This is a genomic window from Paenibacillus taichungensis (assembly GCF_047302525.1).
GTDB classification, from domain to species: domain Bacteria; phylum Bacillota; class Bacilli; order Paenibacillales; family Paenibacillaceae; genus Paenibacillus; species Paenibacillus taichungensis_B.
In genome coordinates this window covers 689,600-705,780 of sequence record NZ_CP168020.1, presented here as the reverse complement: position 1 = coordinate 705,780, position 16,181 = coordinate 689,600, and the positions used below count along the sequence as shown (strand labels likewise).

Sequence of the window (16,181 nt, the reverse complement as noted above, 5' to 3'; positions counted from 1 at the left end):
GCAATCCTGTTTATTTATAATAAATCATCATTCGACATGAAACAAGCTTTAACGTAAGATATCTGTGTCCAAATCACTTGCATCATATATACTAAACCGTCCGTTGGACGACCCAATATAGACTTCATTTCCAAGTCGATTCATGGTTCCATTCTTCGCGTCCCGATCACGATGTTCCGGGTTTCCCATCACAACGTCATGCACACGGCCGATCAAGGTGCCGTCATTTTTATCCATAACTAGGAGATCCTCACCCATCGGCAGCAAAAGCTGATCTTTAATCACCACGTAACTCCCCTGATTGGTAGGGTATCGAAGTGACAAAATCGTGTTTTGTGTATTCCAACGTGTCTCTCCTGTATCATATGCAAGGGCTGCCGGATATCCGTTTTTGATTACATATAATTGATCTTCCTCCACAAATCCACGTTCGATCTTGTCGTTCAGCGTCCAACGTTTTGTCCCGCTCTTGGCATCGTACAGGGTGGTTGTGAAAGCCGAAAATTCTCCATAATGATCGCCTTTTTTGTTCTCTCGGATCAACAGCATGCCATCATTCAGCACCTCGAATCTCTGTCCTTCCCGAGCAGGGAAGTTCGCCAGCTGTGCGCCTGTGTTCAGATTAAGTAGTACCCACTGATGACCTTGTAACATCCAGCGTTCGGGCTGAGCTGGCGCAAACGGATCAAGACGTTCGACTCCGTCAAAATATGGATCATTCACAAGTTGTTCTATGGTGGATCGTTTGGATTTCAAGCTCCATATGGTTCGACCTGACTGAGGATCGGCTGCAACCAGTTGATCTTGCTCCCAATATAACACATAAGGGTCATCTGCACTCTGGTTCAACAGTTGATATCCTGTACTAAGCTTCCGCGTCCACAACGTTTTTCCGTTCACACTGTTCAGTACCGTTATTCGCCCATTACTTGAGCCTTCAGCAGCTGGTTTATCTACAATCAATACGTTCTTCGCAGCTGTGATGCCTTTCAATCTGATTTGTTTCTGTGGGGTGTACTCCCAAGTGACCTCTCCATCCTTCATCCGGAGATGGCGTATACGATCCACGTATTCTTTCTTGTCAGGGTCATAGCTTGTATAAATCGTAACTGCTTCACGGTTGGTATCTATATATGCTTGCAGCGCACCATATCCTGAATTGATCTGCCATAGTTTCTGGCCTGAATGACGATTAAGGGCGTATATGGAACCTTCGTAGTAACCCCCACTAAATCCACCGTCATCCCCTTTCATCAGGAGCACATCATCCGTCGCTGCTTGCAAAAAGGTATAGTTGATATCCCCTTGATTTGTCCATATTGGTTTCCAAGGTAGCGTTATCGGCAATGATTTGCCTGTGATTTTGGTTGTGAATTCATATTCATCCGAACGACCGAAGCTCCAATCGGACACCACATTGTTTCGGTCATCTTGCGGTATATTCCAGCGTGTTCTAGCAAGTTTGCCGTTCTTATTGAATGTCACCAAAAATTGGGCATCTGCTCGCTCATATCGCCAGGTCTGTCCAATACTCATCGTATAACCGGTGTCATTCAAATTGGCTGAATTCTCTTTCCAATCCGGTTCACCGAGCCATTTTCCGACTTGTTTGGAGGTTGTTTTTTTGTTCAGCATGATATCCGTCAAATGGCGTACAGCCAAAGCCGTCTGCGATGCATCCTGTTGAAACCAACCATCCGCTACAATGGCTTGTTGCTCTACAGCCTGTGCTTTAACCCAAAGCAATGCAGGACGATAGGTGAATGATTCCTTATTCCAAACGCGCGGGGCAATCGACAAACCGTACCAATCCTTCGTCGCTGCAACAATCAACGCCTGGTCTGTGAGCGTTGGGCTTGGAGTCCAACTTGTCGTACTTCCAGGAGCCAGATACAGCTTACTTCCAGGACGAAGACTGAACGTTTGGGGAGTTACAGTCTTTAGGCTTCGACTTTCTTTGGATGCGTACCAGCCGGGAATCCAGAGTTCACCTCTGCTGTAATCCTGGAATTTGATCCATTCGCCGCGAGCGGCTTGTACTTTAATTTTCTCATTGCTGGAAGTGTAGTACTGTATTCCCATCAGATCAACGGGCACTTTGTTACCTATTACTTGGGTGTACAGGGGCATACCTGCCTCCAAATTTAAAATATCTCCCGGTTTATAAGTCGTTTTTGCTTGTGCAGATAAGGCTTGAGTTGTCGAACCGGAGCCCTGTGCTGCCCTTGTTTCCGTATTCGTATCCAGCAGCATGAACCCCGTAAGCAGCACGGCCGATATTCCAGTTACAGTGATCCATAGGTACCCCGTCTTTTGCCACTTCGACTCTGTCTTCACACTCGTTCACCTCATCTATTTGAAGTTATTTCCATTAAAGACGTTTTGAACAAGGAAAAGTTACTGTTACTCCCAAATATATTTACAAGGTACAAAATAATTACAAGTCTCACCTTACATCCACTAGCATTGAATTATAAGGGAATGTGGTTCCCAATATATAAGCAGCCGTCAACATGATGATAAAATAACCCATAAACCATACATCCGCTCGGGAATACCCGATTTGAATGTAATAGGTCCGGCTCCCGCCTTCCTTGAATCCTTTCGCTTCCATCGCCACCGCCATACGCTGCGCACGGCGAATACTCTGAGCAAGTAGTGGAATAGCATATCGTTTCAGTATGCCGTATACATTCCAGCTGGAGCCGCGCTGCCTCGTTCCCCGAATGCGGATGGCATAACGCAGCGTCTGGAATTCATCCAGCAAAATCGGAATCATGCGCATAGCCGCCAGAAAGCTATAGGCATACTTGGGTGGGAGCCTCCACTGCTGCATTAGGGAATAAAAGAGACGAACAGGCTTGGTCGTCAGGCCGAATAACAATCCAGCCGCCGCCATACTTAGCGAACGAAATCCCAGATGCAACCCACGATAGAAGCTCTCTTCGGTAATATGAATCAATCCCCACTGAAACCAGGTGGTCTCGCCTTTACCAAACATGATCATACCTGTGGAAGTTGATATAAATACCAGAATGAACGGAGACGCATACAGCAATAATCTGAGCCATGGGTGACCTGTCCAGCCCAGTAATAACAGCATGACGACTGCCACATTAGCCATAACATTCAGGTTGTGAACAAGAATGACGAAGACAAATAACATTGTCAGGAAAATCATTTTCAACCCCGGATTCACCGCGTGAAGCCATGTCTCACGATGAGGAAACGAGAGCTGCATCCGTTAACCTCCCCTCATCCACCGTCCAAATCCTGGTGCAATAACGTTTCACGATTTCCCGGTCATGCGTAACCATTACAATGGCTGTCCCTTCACGCCGCAACCGCTCCAGCTGTGATAACATGGCAAAGGTATTCCGCGCATCCTGTCCAAAGGTAGGTTCATCCAGTAACAGAATACGCTGTTCCCGTACCAGAGCTGAAGCTACACTCAGCCGTCGTTTCTGTCCCATCGACAATTGGTATGGATGCCTCCCCGACAGGTCAGTAAGTCCGAATTGCTCCAGCATATGATCGGTTCGGATACCTCTTTCTTCGGCAGTTAGCTTGCCGCTCAGCAAGGAAAATCCCACTTCATCCCGAACCGTATTCGTCACGAATTGGAATTCAGGATTCTGGAATACAAAGGCGATGTGATCTGCAAGCTGCTCGGTTTTTCCGGCCGATTGTCCTTCCACAACATAATGACCTGTCGTTTTTAGAATATTCATCATGGACAGCAATAACGAACTTTTACCTGCTCCGTTAGCCCCGACAATCCCTACCCAATCTCCGTGCCATACCTTGGCCTGTTCCACCTGAATGAAAGGTGTTTTTCCGCGCCATCCGGTGAATTGTTGCATTTCCAGGGCTGGTTGGGGCAGCGCAGAAGCTCGCCCCTCCTTGTTATCCATACTTTCAGTTTCTGTTGCCCCATAACGAATAAACTGTCCTGTGACCAACGTCTGTGCTTTCGTCTGCCCTCGTTCTTCCCAAACCCCTGGATACCAGATTCCGTATTCCCTGAGCATATTCCGCTCATTTGTAAACACCTGATTCGCCGGGCCATCTGCCACAATCTTTCCTTCAGGCGACAATACGATGATTCGGTCCACCCACTCGACAATTTCATTAATTTTATGTTCCACGATAATGAGTGTTTTGTCCTGTGCAATCTGTTTCACCGTATCCCACACCTGAGAGGTTCCTTCATCATCCAGCAGTGCCGTTGGTTCATCCAAAAAGAGTACGTCTGGCTCCATGGCCAGAATCGAAGCCATCGCAAGACGCTGCTTCATCCCCTGTGACATGGATTGAATGAGTGTTCGGTTATGTTCAAAATGTAACCCTACTTGTTCCAAGTATTGATGGATAAGAGCAGGCATCTGCTCACGTGGAATATTCCGGTTTTCCAGTACAAAAGCAATCTCTTCATCCGTATATGACATACAGAACTGGGTATCCGGATCTTGAAAAACAATACCGGACTGCTCTGGAACCTGAATGTCATCACATTTCATCGGAATTTCCACAGAGCGTGGAATCAGACCGCTCAAAATTTGCAGCAAGGTGGATTTGCCAGAGCCGCTTGGTCCAAGCAACAACACTTTCTCCCCTTGACGCACAGAGAGAGACAAGCCTTGAAACACCAAGGCCTTCTCTCCCGGGAACTTGCATCTTAGATTCGTAACACCTACCGCTTGCACATTCTCCACTTCATTCATCTAATCCAGCGCCTCATAATCCTGCTTCGACACCGGTCTAAGGGATCGTGTTACACCTGTAAGTTCCAGCGCTTTCGCGAGATAATAGGCGAATATTCCCGCAATCAGAATACTTCCAACGAAGCGGAAACCGATAAACAGCGTGTAGTTCCAAGCCGAGAGGGAATCAATGTACCCGTACTGATAATCCAGTACAAGCGAAGCCGCCGCTGCACCAATAGCCGCAAGGCAAGTGACGAACAGATTGCTTTTCCGATACAGAAATGCGGCGAAGAAGATCTCTGCACCCAGCCCTTGCAACAGCCCATACACCAGTGTCGACATGCCCCACTCACTTCCGAGAAAAGCACTCACCGTTGATGCCGCAACTTCAGCCAGAATGGCTACACCCGGCTTACGAATGATTACAAAGGCAAAGGTGCCCGCCATGAACCACATGCCGTAAATCATCTGCTCCGCATGAACGCCGAATGGCTTCATCAGATCATATGTAGGTCCCCATATTTTGTAGATCACCCCAAATACCACTGCAATCACAATCGTTACCAAAATATCGGTTAACTTCAATCTGTTGCTGCCTACTGCTGTTGACATGTTCTCTACTTCCTTCCTCTGTTTCCCTTGATTTATAAAACAAACAAAAAAAGCCTCCCCGGTTCACAGGCAGGCCATACGCACAGTTTACAATTCTCACGATGCTACGCATTAGGCAGTTATAGAGAAAGAAGAAAACAAACGACACCATCCCCGTCACATCAGAAAAAATCCCGTTGCATCCAAGAAACGCTGACATTTATTATCTATCCCTTATCGCTTACCATTGCTCATCGCAAATTCATGTTCTCTACGCTGGCATTACCCAGATCAGATATACGGTCAGCAGCACAAGGCCGCTCTCTCAGCCCAACTTCATTGAGCACCCGGTTCACTTATTTCATTGCTTCTACTGTACAACACATGGGTATTTGTGACAATCCCGATAAGGAAAAATCGGTTTAACCTAGAAGAAAGAGTGATTAACTATATGTTCAATTTGTGCGGATATGCCTCTTCTTCAAGCTGTATTTCTTGCAGTCCATATTTAGAACTACATGACCAAAAAGGCCTCCCGAAGGATACCTTTTGGTGTATTTCCGTATCAATGGAACATTCCATGCAAGCAGGTACGCTCCGCTTTTAATATTGTGTATTCCCGGATTGACTTGTTTTGCCCGATGCAAAGCCTTTAAACAAGGTCGGTACTTTGGAGTAACGGGTATTTGTAATTTTCCCTTGCGATGTACTGCTATCCGTACGCATAATGGAATCTCTGACATTGGAAATGTCCGAGTTGTCGAGCGTCATGTTCACGGCGAAGGTTGTTCCGCCATTCTGACGCACCAGCTTGCCAATGTCGTCTGCACGGAAATTTTTAATGTTGATCGTTCCGGCTGCATTCATTTGAAATACTTTATCATAGGCCTTGTAAGCTGCTCCACCAGTGATGTTGACCGTTCCGGAAGACTTCAGCGTCAGTGCATCCTCGCCCACGTCTTGCCATACCACATTCGAAATAGAACAGTTACCGTAACAATGAACACCGTCAGCTGCAGGTGAACCGATAATTACATTTTTGAGTGTGGCACCTGCCTCCAACCGAAATACTGGTTTCTGATCTTCCGCTTGAGATCCATCTCCCAGTGTGGAAGGGTTGGCTACATAGGTTTGGCCTTTGCCGTCAAAAGTTTCACCCTTAGCTACAATAATCGTTGAGTTCACAACAGTAGGTGCAGCAAAAGCTGGAATTGCACCGAATAATGAAGCGACCAGACCGGCGGACAGCAACAACGTCAACATTTTTTTCATCACTTAAATCCTCCCTTATTCTGATGAATTGGCGTACAAGCATAAGCTTGTCCCCAAGGAACCTATCAGAGGTGCACCTCTGGCTCGGAACCTACCCTGATCCTACCAAAAAAGGAATGTTACGATAATAATCATTAGCTTAGATATAGGAATGACAGCATTTTGCCTGTGATTTCGGCATTTTTTGTATCGTACTCCATTGTGTAATGTGCCGATCTCAACTTCGGGTATGCTTCTTTTACAACTTGTAATCTATGGCTATATGCTCCTTTATCGTTCTAGAAAAAAACGAAAGACCACTTCATCTGTTTCCAGACAACGTGATCTCTATTATTTTGAATCTCATTTTATTTATTAAATTACGCTTTAAGCGCCAAACCGCTGACGATATCCGCACTTCCGACATAATTCCTCCACTGCTTCCCGTTTGGAGAAACCATAGAACAGATTGTTGGCTCGTTCACCATCCACAATCTCCGAGAACGATTTTTCATGAACGTTGCCCAAGTTAATCACACCCTCACCATCGAGACAGCATGGAACCACAGTTCCATCGACAAGCACTGCAGCCTGACTACGAAGCGCATGGCAGAAGCCTTTGCCGTCATCTTCCGGTGCATCCAAACTCGGCCACTGAAATTCATGATCCTGATTCAGATACACATTCGGGGCAATTTTGACACCGCTACCCGGCATCACCTTTTCCTCAATGCGGAAATCCAGATTGAACTCCCGTTCAAGAACCTCCAGCGTCTCCCGGTTTCGGTTCATCTGGGCATTCGTGAAGTTATCCTGTGTCAGATTCCAGAGTCGGAATGAAATAATGACATTGTGCTTCACTGCTTCCCGGACAAATGACAATACATTGCCCAGATAGCCCTCACGGTCTGTGGACCCTTCGTGACCATCAAAGCTGTGCAGAGAGAAGTTCATTTGACGCAGTGCCGGTTTGCCGAGCAGTTTATGTTGAGTCTTGGGCAGTAGCGTACCGTTCGTCGTAATATTGACCTTAAATCCCTTTTCATGCGCTGAATCCAGTAACAGATCAATTTTAGGATGAAGCAACGGCTCACCTTTGACATGTAAATAAATATGTTTGGTATGGGGTTTGATCTGATCCAATATATTGTTGAAGACTTCAGGGTCAATGAAATTTTTGGCACGTTTGGTCTGTGGACAGAAGCTGCATGCCAGATTACATATACTTGTGATCTCAATATATACTTTCTTGAACGTTTTCAACTCGGGGTCCCCATTCTGCTAGAGGGAGAACAGTCCCACCCTCATTTGTGATCCGGCCCATATGTGCCACCACTATTATATCGGGTTCGGGAGCCGAGGTAAATCAAACAGCATGTTAATTCCCTTTTCTCCTCGAATCCATTAACTACGTCCACCTATAGATTCTTTCAATCGAAGTATAGGATCTATTGATTGTCCGGGTTATTGTGGTTGCTGAAACGCGATGCTAGAATCTAAAGAAATTAAAACCTAGTTAAAACGTAAGAATAATAAGCTATAAAGGGAGTGTATTCATGATTACTGTTAAGGCACCCGCAGTATATGTACACGAGGCTAACATTCTTGAGCAAAGTGGTTCGCGAATTGCACAGCTTGGGCAACATGTTCTGATCATCGCCGGTGAGTCTGCATTAAAAGCCGTAAAGCCTTACCTTCTTCCTTCACTGGAGGAGCATAAGATCAAGTTCCATGTGCAATTGTTTCACGGTGAGGTTACAACAGGCCAGATTGATACTTTTACGCAACAAGCTTTCGATCTGGATGTTGATCTGATTATCGGCGTCGGTGGCGGCAGAGTACTTGATCTGTCCAAAGCGGTGGCCGAGCAAGCCCAATTGCCCATTGTAACGGTCCCAACGATTGCCGCAACCTGCGCTGCCTGGTCCGCCTTAACCGTGCTCTATGATGAACAGGGCCAATCTGCAGGATATCGTCCCCTGCGCCGTTCGCCTAATCTCGTTCTGGCTGATCCTCATATTCTGGCGAGTGCACCAAGGCGGTATTTGGCCGCAGGGATCGGTGACACGCTCGTAAAATGGCATGAGTTCGCCGTTAATCTGAGTGGTAACGCCACCAGCCTCACTCTCCGAAACAGTGTCAGCACTGCCAAGCTTGCACTCGATATTCTTGAAGCGCACGCCATCGATGTCTATGAATCCACCGATACAACCGGTAGTACGCCTCAATTCCGTGATGTTGCCGATGCCATTATTGTGCTCGCAGGCCTTGTGGGCAGCATTAGCGATGGATCACTTCATGCCGCGATTGCTCATGGGCTACATGATAGCCTCACCAAATTACCCGAAACACACGCTTCACTACATGGAGAAAAGGTAGCTTTTGGACTGTTCACCCAGTGGATTCTTGAAGGCAAAGCAGGGGATGAGCTTCATGAGCTGACCACTCTGTTACATAAGCTGAATCTGCCTATCACTCTTGCCCAACTCGGCATACAACAACAGTCTCAAGAAGCTGCTGCACGCATTGCAGCAGGACTACAGCTGAGGGAAGGCAGTGCGGCACATCTCTCCTTCGGAGTTAGCACGGCGCAGGTATCCGAAGCCATTCTTCAGGCAGACCGTATCGGCCAAACATTCAGAGAATCCAGTCAGTCCAGTGAAAGCAGTTCATACACCAAGGAGGTCTCCTCCCTATGATCCGTCCAAACCGCCATTACACTCTTCCCTTAACTGCCTTTCTGAGCGCGCTTCTGTTGTTGCTGATTTCCGGCTGCTCTGCCGGAGCTGACAATCAGGACGCGGGTACAGGCTCAACACCGACAGCGGCATCAGCTGCTTCGAATAATGACGTTACTATTCGTGTTGGTCAGACCGGATGGGGCAATCTCGAATTGGGGCTAAAAGCCGCCGGACTCGATGACACCCCCTATAAAGTCACTTATAACGTATTTCAGGGGGGTAACCTGATCCTCGAAGCGATGGCTGCAAATCAATTGGACTTTGGTGTTACCAGTGAAATTCCGCCCATTTTTGCATCTCAGGCTGCCAATGGTGGAAGCTTCAAAATTATTGCGGTACAACAAGGCAGCACATTAAATCAGGAGGTCGTTGTTCCTAAAGGTTCATCGATCAAATCAGTTGCTGACCTGAAAGGCAAGAAAGTTGCTTTCGTAAAAAATACAACGGCCCACTATTTCCTGCTCAAAATACTGGAGGAAGCCGGATTAACCTGGAGTGACATCAGTCCGGTCGAACTTTCAACAGCCGATGGACTCAGCGCCCTGATTAGCGGGAAAGTGGATGCCCTTGCCAGTTACGGCAATGCCATCATCTCCGCACATCTGAATGAAGCAACAACGCTCGCCAGCGCCAAAGATATCCTATCAGGCAGCTTCCTTGTAGCCGCCTCCGATCAGGCTATTGCAAATGCGGAACAGAAAGAGGTCCTTGCCGATTATCTGGAGCGAATCAACAAATTCAATGATTGGGCTCGTGCCAATAAGGATGCGTGGGCTCAAATTACAGCAGACAACACCCACCAGCCGGTGGAACAAGCCCTTAAAACCTACACGGATGGAGAAGCACAACGCCCATCACGTATTGTTGCCATTTCTGACGAGGCCATCAAGTCCGAACAGGACGTAGCGGATACGTTTCAGCAAGCGGGAATTTTTGAGCAGGCAGTCGATGTGAGCACATTCTGGAGTGATGAACTTCAAGATCAACTTCCAGCTCCAGGTAGCCAATAACGAAGGAAGCAAGGAGGTAGGCATAACGTGCGGTCCAACACCTTTAACCGGGCATGGTTTAACCAATTCATTCCTTTTGTTGTCCCACTACTCATTCTGGCTTTGTGGCAATGGCTTACTGCATCTGGAGTTGTTGCAGCCAATATTTTGCCCCGTCCCGCTCAGGTACTGGAGGCCTTCATTCGTTTGCTTCGAAACGGTGAGTTATTGAACAATATCAGTATCAGCGCCAGGCGGGCTTTGGGAGGATTTCTCATTGGTGGGGGTCTGGGCTTCCTGCTGGGTGTGCTGAATGGCATCTCCTCCCTTGCGGAAAAGATCGCCGACTCCTCGGTGCAGATGATCCGCAACATTCCGCATCTGTCCTTGATCCCCCTCGTTATTGTGTGGTTCGGGATCGGTGAAGAAGCAAAATTATTCCTCGTTTCCCTAGGTGTATTCTTTCCGGTATATCTGAATACGTTTCACGGCATACGATCGGTCGATCCCGGTCTGATTGAAATGGGCAAAGTATATGGCCTCAGCCGTTGGTCCCTTTATAAGGACATTATCCTGCCTGGTGCACTGCCTTCCATTCTGGTGGGCATTCGTTATGCACTTGGCATTATGTGGCTGACACTTATCGTAGCCGAGACGGTTGCGGCGGATGCGGGGATTGGATACATGGCGATGAACGCGCGGGAATTCATGCAGATGGACGTAATCGTCTTAAGCATTCTGCTATATGCTCTGCTGGGCAAGCTGTCCGATACCATCGCCAAATGGCTGGAACGGCGCTGGCTGCGCTGGAACCCGGCTCTATCCCGCAAGTAAAGCCAAAGGAGCGTGAATTAATCCATGAGCACAAGTCAGATCAGTCCTTTTCTTCAAGTAGATGGGGTTCAGAAATCGTATGATCAGCGGACGATTCTATCCGACATCAACGTCAATGTTAGACAAGGGGAATTTGTAGCCATCGTTGGACGAAGCGGCTGTGGCAAAAGTACTTTGCTACGTCTGATCGCCGGGCTGGAACCCCCCTCTTCCGGGAGCATTATGCTGGGCAACAGAAAGCTTGGCAGTACAGCACCCGAGACACGGTTTCTGTTTCAGGAAGCCCGGCTGCTGCCTTGGAAATCCGTGCTCGACAATGTACGGCTGGGCATCCCCGACAAGAACAAGGAAGATGCACGCCAGTCGCTTCGCAATGTAGGACTTGGAGAGCGTGAAGGTGACTGGCCGGGGTTATTATCTGGCGGACAAAAACAACGTGTCGCCTTGGCACGGGCACTCGCAAGTCATCCACGCTTACTGCTGCTGGATGAACCGCTGGGTGCACTGGATGCATTAACCCGAATTGAGATGCAGCAATTAATCGAACGCTTGTGGGTAGAAGAAGGCCTGACCGTCATTCTGGTCACTCATGATGTCAGTGAGGCGGTTGCGCTGGCAGACAGGGTGCTGTTAATCGAAGATGGTCATATAACGATGGATACCCGAATTACGCTGGAGCGGCCACGCGTTCGGGATAGCGGGTTTGCTCATTTTGAAAACCTGATTCTGAATCGGTTGCTGACTCCTCCACAAGAGACAGCACAGCAGATTGCCCAGAAACAGATATCATTCTCGATCTAATTCCACTGGAAAGAAGGCTTGATTATGCAATCCCTTTCACCCGTACCCTCTCCTCCTGTTAAAGACCTGTTAAATCAAATTCCGGCTTATACGCCTGCCAAATCCATGGAACAGATCCGGCGGGAGCTGGGACTGGAAAGTGTGGATCGACTTGCAGCGAACGAGAATCCGTTTGGTTCTTCTCCCCTGGCTGCGGATGCGGTCAGATCGCTGGGTTCCGATCTTTTGGCTCAATACCCCGACGGCTCCAGCCAATTGCTGCGTGACAAACTTGCGGAGCGACTGGGTGTGCGTACCTCCCAACTGGTATTTGGCAGTGGATCATTCGAACTCCTAACCCTTACCGCTCAAGCCTATCTTAATCCCGGCGAGGAATCACTCATTCCGGTGCCCTCCTTTAACTGGTATAAGGGCGCTACGCTGCTGGCAGGCGGTGTCATCCATGAAGTTCCTTTAGTCAACCATTCGCTGGACCTGGAGCAATTCCGGCAACGGATCAATGCTTCTACCCGAATCATCTGGCTGTGCAATCCGAATAATCCAACCGGAACCATTTTCACGGCAGATGCCCTACTTGGTTTACTCGAACATGTTCCCTCCCATGTTGTGGTTGTCCTGGACGAAGCGTATTATGAATTCGCGGAAAGTGAAGATTATCCTGATACGGTTAAGCTGCTGGAGCAGTACAATAATCTGATTATTTTGCGGACCTTCTCCAAAATATATGGACTGGCCGGCCTGCGTATTGGATATGGCATCGGGAATGAAAGCATTATTGAAGGCATTAACCGGGTCAAGCTGCCTATCAGTCTGACAGCCACTTCCCAAGCCGCTGCTTCGGCCAGTCTGGATGATCATGAATTTGTCTCTCATTGCCTGCACTACAATCGTCAGGGACGGGAAACTTTAATTCAGTCCTTTGATCAGTGGAAATTACCCTACATCCCTTCCGAAACGAATTTCATCATGGTTGATCTGTTGCAGGATAGTGGCCCGATTACCAAAGAATTGTTGAACAGAGGCATCTCTGTCCGCGGCGGTGCCGAATTCGGTATGCCTACCTGGCTTCGGATTACGATTGGTACACCTGCGCAGATTGTCCGTCTGATCGGTGAGCTTGATTCACTGTTACATTCAAACGATTAGAATAGGTTACTTTCTCAAGTCACATTACGCACACTTCTTTTAAGCCGCCCTCTTTACATTCCACTTGCATGTGATATATGCTGAACACACAACTGCATATCTTAAACATTGCACTAGGGGAGCCTTGCGGCTGAGACGAATCGAACGATTCGGACCCTTTGAACCTGATCTGGATCATACCAGCGGAGGGAAGTGGAGCGGCCTCTCAGTAAGCGGATTTTTTCATGTTGATGATGAAATTTAATGTGAATTGAACTTACAGACCCACTCATTTCTCCGGAAATGGGTGGGTCTTTTTCGCGTTCTGCGAGCAGATCAGAAGGTGTAATTAAAGATCCCGCGGTTTGAAGTTGAATTATGAATAACAAGGGGGGACGGAACGAGATGGATAACGATATAACCATTCACAACATGAGCTACGCTTTCCCGGGAAAAAGGGATTCCCCCGTGCTCTCCAATGTGTCGATGCGTGTAGCCAAAGGCGAATTTGTCTCGCTCATCGGTTCCAGCGGCTCCGGTAAAAGTACCCTTTTCAAGCTGCTGGCAGGCTTGCTTGAGCCAACACACGGAACCATTGAAATTCCTTGGGTTCAAGAAGGAAAGCGACTGGGGCAGGTGGCCTACATGCCACAAAAGGACCTCCTGTTACCCTGGAGAACCGTCATGGAAAATTGCATGCTCCCCTCTGAACTTGCTGCAGGTCGGCAGGATAAGGTAAGGATTCGAGCAGATATCCTGGCTGGCCTCGACAGATTTGGCTTATCCGGCCACGCGCATGCTTACCCGGACGAGCTGTCAGGTGGCATGCGCCAGCGTGTCGCGCTGCTTCGTACTTTGCTGACAGGTGGCCAACTCATGCTGCTGGATGAACCATTCGGCGCACTCGATGCCCTGACCAAACGGGAGATGCATCGCTGGCTGCTGGAGCTATGGGAAGGCCTTGGCAAAACCGTGTTGTTCATCACACATGACATTGAAGAAGCCCTGCTGCTCAGTGATCGGATTATCCTGTTAACTCCGGGGGGCCAAGGTCAACAGCTGCAGGATCTGACGGTACCTTTGCCACGTCCAAGACATTCGGACATGATCTACGAACCGGCTCTCGTCCAGATGAGACGACTACTGGAGGAACAATTGCATGCGAGACGGTAACTTGAGAGACAGCATGAAGGATAGCGTAAGAGGTTGGCTTGCCCGTTATGGTCTGTTTCTTTTGCTCATGATCTTGCTGCTTGTCATCTGGGAGTGGATTGTGCGTATGGGATGGGTGCCTTCCTTCATCATTCCAGCCCCGACGGCGATTGCCAGTTCGCTGTATGAATATCGCCGCCTCCTGTTGGCTACACATCTGCCCGCTACCTTGATGGAGGTTATCGTTGGTTTTGGCTTGTCCATTGGTGCCGGAATTGTATTTGCAACTGGTATGCATATGAATCGGTCGATTGAAAAAGCGTTATATCCCTTCATCGTGATCAGTCAGACGATCCCACTGATTGCCCTGTCCCCCGTCTTCATCCTTTGGTTTGGCTACACCTTGTGGAGTAAAGTCGCGGTGGTATTCTTGATCGCATTTTTCCCAATTGTGGTGAGCACCTACGATGGCCTGCGCCAAGGTGATCCGGAGCAGCGTGAACTGCTGCTGACGATGGGGGCCAGCAAGTGGGATATTTTTCGCAAACTCCAGATTCCACTTGCCCTTCCCTCCTTCTTTTCGGGACTGAAAATGTCTGTGGTGTATTGTGTGGTCGGTGCAACGATCGGGGAATGGCTTGGCGGAAGCAAGGGTCTTGGTTATTTCAGCCGCAGAATGTCGAGCAATATGAACACGGATGCGATGTTCGCCGCCATTGTGCTGTTATCCCTGCTCGGTATCGCCCTGTTTGTACTCATTGCATGGATGGAGAGAAGATTCGGTACACCACGTCATGCAGGTAGAAGAAAAACTGGATAACTTTCGGATTTCAAAAACAGAAAACAAGGAAACGAGGAACTTTACGTTATGAATAAAAAGCATATATATTCCCTGATCCCCATTCTGCTCATAACCCTGTTGCTGATCATCAGCGGATGCGGAAATACGGGTACCACTACGCCTGCCACAGATTCAACTTCCAATGCAAAAGATACAGAATCATCTTCGGCCGAAAGGTTATCGGAATCCAAAGACAAGCTGTCCATCATGCTCGATTGGTACCCGAATGCAGTGCATTCCTTCATCTATGTTGCTCAGGAAAAAGGTTACTTCGCGGATCAAGGTCTGGATGTCGATATCCAGATGCCTGCCGATACGAATGATGCACTCAAACTTGTTGCCGCCGGGAAAATCGATCTTGCACTAAGCTACCAGCCGCAAATTTTGCTCGCGCGTGGGGAGAACATTCCTGTACGTTCGATTGCAGCCGTCGTTCGTCATCCGCTCGTGCATCTGTTGACTGAAGCTGAAGGTAAAGTGAAGTCGCCAAAAGATCTTGAAGGGAGGACGGTCGGCTATTCCTCAATCCCTCTGTATGAAGCGATGGTGCGTACCATGATCAGCCAGGATGGCGGTAATCCCGATAAGATGAATCTGGTCGATGTAGGATTTGACCTGATCCCTTCCCTGGCCTCCGGACAGGCAGATGCCATTATGGGTGGTTTTATTAACCATGAACAATTGATTCTGGAAAAAGAAGGCCACGCCATGAAATCGATCAATCCCGTCGATTACGGCGTACCTGATTATTATGAACTGGTCCTCACTGCAAGTGATGCGGGCATTGAAGCGAAAAAAGATCAGCTTACCCGCTTCATCAAAGCGATGCAGGAAGGTCAGAAATATGTGACAGAGCACCCCGAGGACGCACTGAACATTCTGCTTGCGCATGAGAACGAAACATCTCCACTTGACCCGGAGATCGAAACCAAAAGTCTGAATATTTTACTGCCACTGATGAATGAAAAAGGTCAGCCGTTTGGCAGGCAGGACGCCTCTTCTTGGGAAAACGTACGTGCATGGTTGGTTCAAAGTGAACTGATTCCGGATTCTGTAAAGGCTGAGGATGCTTTTATCAACTTGCAGGGTGAGTAAGTAAGGAAAATCGGTTGTTGGACGAGATCAAGGGAAATTTGAAAGTTGTCATTGC

General features: G+C 48.2%; 14 protein-coding genes and 2 riboswitches. Of the genes, 8 read left to right on the top strand and 6 right to left on the bottom strand.

Annotated elements, in window-relative coordinates; all coding sequences use genetic code 11:
* Window positions 1-48: 48 nt before the first annotated feature.
* The 6 genes from ACDJ58_RS03255 to ACDJ58_RS03230 all read right to left on the bottom strand — a co-directional run bounded on the left by ACDJ58_RS03255 (window position 49) and on the right by ACDJ58_RS03230 (window position 7,811).
* The gene (locus ACDJ58_RS03255; protein ID WP_413375446.1) at window positions 49-2,337 is read right to left on the bottom strand and encodes a PQQ-binding-like beta-propeller repeat protein; all 2,289 of its coding nucleotides are present in this window, start codon (window positions 2,335-2,337) and stop codon (window positions 49-51) included.
* A gap of 109 nt (window positions 2,338-2,446) precedes the next feature.
* On the bottom strand, window positions 2,447-3,241 hold the full coding sequence (locus ACDJ58_RS03250; RefSeq protein WP_413375444.1) for an energy-coupling factor transporter transmembrane component T family protein: 795 nt from the start codon (window positions 3,239-3,241) through the stop codon (window positions 2,447-2,449).
* The gene (locus ACDJ58_RS03245) at window positions 3,216-4,724 is read right to left on the bottom strand and encodes an ABC transporter ATP-binding protein (RefSeq protein WP_413375442.1); all 1,509 of its coding nucleotides are present in this window, start codon (window positions 4,722-4,724) and stop codon (window positions 3,216-3,218) included. The genes ACDJ58_RS03250 and ACDJ58_RS03245 overlap by 26 nt, the downstream gene beginning before the upstream one ends.
* Window positions 4,725-5,318 carry an ECF transporter S component gene (locus ACDJ58_RS03240; protein WP_413375440.1) on the bottom strand — a complete coding sequence of 198 codons (594 nt, stop codon included), beginning with the start codon at window positions 5,316-5,318 and terminating at the stop codon, window positions 4,725-4,727.
* 230 nt (window positions 5,319-5,548) lie between these two features.
* A riboswitch (TPP riboswitch) is annotated at window positions 5,549-5,659 on the bottom strand.
* 241 nt (window positions 5,660-5,900) lie between these two features.
* Window positions 5,901-6,569 carry a pectate lyase gene (locus tag ACDJ58_RS03235; protein WP_413375438.1) on the bottom strand — a complete coding sequence of 223 codons (669 nt, stop codon included), beginning with the start codon at window positions 6,567-6,569 and terminating at the stop codon, window positions 5,901-5,903.
* Between the two features lie 366 nt (window positions 6,570-6,935).
* Window positions 6,936-7,811 (bottom strand): radical SAM/SPASM domain-containing protein, encoded by an 876-nt coding sequence (locus ACDJ58_RS03230; protein ID WP_413375436.1) that lies wholly within the window; start codon window positions 7,809-7,811, stop codon window positions 6,936-6,938.
* A 293-nt stretch (window positions 7,812-8,104) separates the two neighbouring features.
* Here ACDJ58_RS03230 and ACDJ58_RS03225 point away from each other — a divergent pair, with 293 nt between their 5' ends.
* The 8 genes from ACDJ58_RS03225 to ACDJ58_RS03190 all read left to right on the top strand — a co-directional run bounded on the left by ACDJ58_RS03225 (window position 8,105) and on the right by ACDJ58_RS03190 (window position 16,126).
* On the top strand, window positions 8,105-9,247 hold the full coding sequence (locus ACDJ58_RS03225) for an iron-containing alcohol dehydrogenase family protein (RefSeq protein ID WP_413375434.1): 1,143 nt from the start codon (window positions 8,105-8,107) through the stop codon (window positions 9,245-9,247).
* On the top strand, window positions 9,244-10,299 hold the full coding sequence (locus ACDJ58_RS03220; RefSeq protein ID WP_413375432.1) for an ABC transporter substrate-binding protein: 1,056 nt from the start codon (window positions 9,244-9,246) through the stop codon (window positions 10,297-10,299). Before ACDJ58_RS03225 ends, ACDJ58_RS03220 begins: the two co-directional genes overlap by 4 nt.
* A gap of 27 nt (window positions 10,300-10,326) precedes the next feature.
* Complete coding sequence (locus ACDJ58_RS03215) at window positions 10,327-11,112, top strand: ABC transporter permease subunit (RefSeq protein ID WP_379449086.1); 786 nt, start codon at window positions 10,327-10,329, stop codon at window positions 11,110-11,112.
* A gap of 24 nt (window positions 11,113-11,136) precedes the next feature.
* Window positions 11,137-11,913: an ATP-binding cassette domain-containing protein gene (locus tag ACDJ58_RS03210; protein WP_413375429.1), complete on the top strand. Its 777-nt coding sequence runs from the start codon at window positions 11,137-11,139 to the stop codon at window positions 11,911-11,913.
* A gap of 24 nt (window positions 11,914-11,937) precedes the next feature.
* Window positions 11,938-13,059 carry a histidinol-phosphate transaminase gene (gene hisC / locus ACDJ58_RS03205; RefSeq protein WP_413375427.1) on the top strand — a complete coding sequence of 374 codons (1,122 nt, stop codon included), beginning with the start codon at window positions 11,938-11,940 and terminating at the stop codon, window positions 13,057-13,059.
* Window positions 13,060-13,164: 105 nt separating this feature from the next.
* Window positions 13,165-13,267, top strand: a riboswitch (TPP riboswitch).
* 176 nt (window positions 13,268-13,443) lie between these two features.
* Window positions 13,444-14,211, top strand: coding sequence for an ABC transporter ATP-binding protein (locus ACDJ58_RS03200; protein WP_413375425.1), 768 nt, complete (start codon window positions 13,444-13,446; stop codon window positions 14,209-14,211).
* The gene (locus ACDJ58_RS03195) at window positions 14,198-15,010 is read left to right on the top strand and encodes an ABC transporter permease (RefSeq protein WP_413375423.1); all 813 of its coding nucleotides are present in this window, start codon (window positions 14,198-14,200) and stop codon (window positions 15,008-15,010) included. Before ACDJ58_RS03200 ends, ACDJ58_RS03195 begins: the two co-directional genes overlap by 14 nt.
* A 48-nt stretch (window positions 15,011-15,058) precedes the next feature.
* Window positions 15,059-16,126, top strand: a complete 1,068-nt coding sequence (locus tag ACDJ58_RS03190; protein ID WP_413375421.1) for an ABC transporter substrate-binding protein — start codon at window positions 15,059-15,061, stop codon at window positions 16,124-16,126.
* Window positions 16,127-16,181: the final 55 nt, after the last annotated feature.